This is a genomic window from Streptomyces sp. NPDC003077 (genome assembly GCF_040611095.1).
In the GTDB taxonomy this organism is placed as follows: Bacteria; Actinomycetota; Actinomycetes; order Streptomycetales; family Streptomycetaceae; genus Streptomyces.
In genome coordinates this window covers 21155-24494 of sequence record NZ_JBEXNM010000101.1, presented here as the reverse complement: position 1 = coordinate 24494, position 3340 = coordinate 21155, and the positions used below count along the sequence as shown (strand labels likewise).

At 76.2% G+C, this 3340-nt stretch carries 2 protein-coding genes; both read right to left on the bottom strand.

Annotated elements, in window-relative coordinates; genetic code table 11:
- Nucleotides 1–50: 50 nt before the first annotated feature.
- Nucleotides 51–1565, bottom strand: a complete 1515-nt coding sequence (locus ABZX96_RS35940) for a PDR/VanB family oxidoreductase (protein ID WP_355553131.1) — start codon at nt 1563–1565, stop codon at nt 51–53.
- A gap of 279 nt (nt 1566–1844) precedes the next feature.
- Nucleotides 1845–3340, bottom strand: a 1496-nt coding sequence (locus tag ABZX96_RS35935; RefSeq protein WP_355553128.1) for a hypothetical protein, incomplete at its 5' end; no start/stop codon positions are given.

Sequence of the window (3340 nt, the reverse complement as noted above, 5' to 3'; positions counted from 1 at the left end):
GGCCGGGCGACCGCCCTCGCCCGGCCGCGCCGGTGGTCATGGCCCGTTCTTTACAGGTCCAGCACCAGCCGTTCCCCCCGGGCACGGGAGACGCAGATCAGGAGGGAGTCCTCGCGCTCGTCGTCGGTGAGGAGGTCGTCGCGGTGGTCCACCTCGCCCGCCAGCACCCGCTGCTGGCAGGTGCCGCAGAAGCCCTCCTCGCAGGAGTACGGCACGTTGGGCAGCGCCTGTTCCCGGATGGCCGCCAGGACGCTGGTGTCCGCGGGGACGGTGACGGTGCGGCCGGTCCGCCGCAGCTCGACCTCGAACGGGGTGTCGCCGCCGGGAGCTTCGGACGCCGTGTCCTCTCCGGCGTTCGCGGTCACGTCACGCTCGGCGTCCGCGATCGTCCCGGCGTTCGCGGACGAAGCTTCCACGGCAGCCTCGGACGCGGCGGTCTCGGACGCGGCGGTCTCGGATACGGCGGTCTCGGACGCGGCAGCCTCGGACGCCACGGTCTCGGACGGGCCGTCCTCCCCGGAAGTCGCGGACGGCCCGTCCTCCCCGGCGTCCTCCGGCACCACCGCTGCCGGCTCAGCGGACGCGGGTCCAACGGGCGCGGGCTCCACCGTTGCCGGGCCCGCGGGCGTGAACCTCTCGGTGTGCAGGGCCAGCCCCTCGGGCAGCAGCGCGGCCACGGCGTCCATCAGGGGCCCGGGGCCGCAGCAGTAAACGGCGCTGTGCGGTGGGGCGTCGGCGAGCGCGGCGGCGAGGTCGGGCAGCCCGTCCTCGTCCTCGGGAACGATCGTGACCCGGTCCGCACCCGCCCCGGCCAGCTTCTCGACCTCCGCCAGGAACGGCATGGACGCCCGCGAACGCCCCCCATACACCAGCCGCCACGGCACCCCCTCGGACTCGGCCTGCCGCACCATCGGCAGGATCGGGGTGATGCCGATGCCGCCCGCGATGAACACATAGGCGTGGCACTCCTCCAGCCGGAAGCGGTTGCGCGGACCGCGCACCTCGACGACCGTGCCCTCGTGGAGCCGTTCGTGCAGCTCGCGCGAACCGCCCCGGCCGTCCTCGATCAGCCGGGCGGCGATGGTGTACGAGCCGGTGTCGGCGGGGTCGCCGCACAGCGAGTACTGGCGGATCGCGCCCGACGGCAGCACCACGTCCAGATGAGCCCCCGGCTCCCAACCGGGCAGCGGACCACCTCCGCCGTCCAGCCGCAGCCGCACCACGCCGTCGGCCTCCACGATCCGCTCGCCGACCGTCAGGCGCAGGGGCCCGGAACGCTGGTCGGCCTGCGATGAGACGGGCGAGAGGGGCGTGACAGATGGGACGGATGAGAGGGATGCATCGGGCAACGAGGATGCGACGGACGAGACGGGTGGCACGGGTGCCAGGAACGGCCGTGTGGAGGAGGTCTTGACGCGCCGCAGCGCACGCCCGACGGCCACCGTCGTCCCGATGACGGCCAGGACCGTGCCTATCTGGGGCGCGAGGCGAAGTCCCCGGCGGCGCGTTCTTCGGGGCGTGCGGGCGGTGCGGGACGTGCGGGCCCGACGGTTCGTGCTCGGCATCTCAGGCTGCTCCGGTCGAAGAGAGGGCGGGGGCGGTCCCGGCAGCGGCGAAGCCTTGTGAGACATGGCGTCAAGGAACGGGCGGGTAACTGCCCGGCGACGGCTCTCGGTGAGAGCTCCTCGCTCAGTCGTTCACCTCCTCGGGACGCCGACGATCATTCCCGCGCCTTTTCCGCCCCAACCCGCTCAGGCGTGAACACGCCACGCACGCAACCGTTCCAGATCTGTCAACCGTTCAATATCCGTGCCGGTGCCAGTTTTTGGACGACTGCCGCACGCTCACCGCAGCACCGACAGCGGCTCCCCGCTCGCCGTCCGGGCGTTCAGGTGCGCGCGGCTGCCCGGCGTGGCGCGGACGGCCAGGATCTGGCCCCGGGCCCGTCCCCGTACCCCGCCGCTCGCGGTGATCTCCGAGACCTGGTCGCTCCCCGCCGCGAGCATCCACCACTGGCCGTTGGGGGCCCTCCACATCACGCCGGTCAGCGCGCGGGGATCACGCGGACCGCAGGCGGGGCCGTTCTCGGAGTGCGCCACGACGGCCCCGGGCGCATAGCGCTGACCGTTCCGTGCCGGCGCCTGCAACTGGGCGAGCGTCCGGCTGCCCGCGCCGCGCCAGGTGTCGGCGCGGGTGCACGTCCAGCGGGCCTCCCCGGCGTGGCCGGGCAGCGACTGCCGCGCGAACTGCCAGGTGTTCACCGTCCGCACGCCGACCCCGCGCATCGCGCGGAGGTGGCAGGCGGTGCGGGCCCAGGCGGTCTCCGCGTCCTTGCCGCGCACCTCGCCGGGCTTGGCCGGTGCGCCGTACGTCAGGCGGGCCGGGGTGAGTTCGCCGAGGTCGGTCAGCAGGCGGCCGTCCATTCGCAGGGCGGGCCACGCGGTGCAGTCGGCGCCGGGGGCCGGACCGCGACCGGACGGGTTGCCGGCCTTGGCGGGGACGGGGGCCAGGCGCGGGGTGGGCGAGGGCGCCGTCGCGCCGTCCGCGCCGACGTGCAGCGCGGCGCCCTTCGCTCCCGGCTTGAGCAGGTCGACCGTACGGATGTCCTGGGCCCAGGGGGCCGTCAGGTAGCGGACGTTCTCGTCCGCCCGGTTGAGCACCAGGGCGCCGGCGTCGGCGGTGTCGGCGCCGTCCACGCGGGCGAGGTCGAGCGCCGCGCCCCCCGCCTCCCCCGGGTCCTCGGCGGTCTCGGCGTACCGCGCCACCCGCAGCCCGTCGTACAGCAGGACCACCGTCGCCCGGTCCACCACGCCCGCGTACAGCAGTTGCGGGGGCCCGGCGGGCGGACCGGCGGCGGTGCCCGGCGTGACGGCGACCTGCACGGAGCGGCCGGGCCGGGCCCACACCGCCAGCGCGCGCCGCAGCAGCGCCCGGTCCTCCACGCGGTCGCCCCGGGCGGGCCAGACCGAGAAGTCGCGGCGCGGCGCGTTCTGCCACGCGCCCACGGCGGCCCGGGTCAGCCGGGCGGGGTCGAGCGCGGCGCGCGCCGCCGGGTTCTGTGCGTAGGGCGGCGCCGCGGGACCGTCCGGGCCCCAGCCGTCGCCGGGCATGCCCAGCAGCGCCGCGGCCACGATGGCGGCGGCCCCCGCCGCGACCACCGCCCGCCCGTGCTGCCGCCGCCGCAGCAGGTCCGGCGGCCGGGCCTGGAGGGCGCACGGGTCGAACTCGGGCGACTCCAGCGGCGACGGGCCCCCGCTCCCGGGAACGAGCGGGCACCCGGCCGCCTGCGCGAGCGCGGGGGCGGGGGGGGCGAGAGCCCCCGGCCCGAGACCCAGCGCAC

Excerpts from the sequence above, each read along its gene's own strand:
- ABZX96_RS35940 (WP_355553131.1), bottom strand. The coding sequence starts at position 1,565 with ATGCCGAGCACGAACCGTCGGGCCCGCACGTCCCGCACCGCCCGCACG.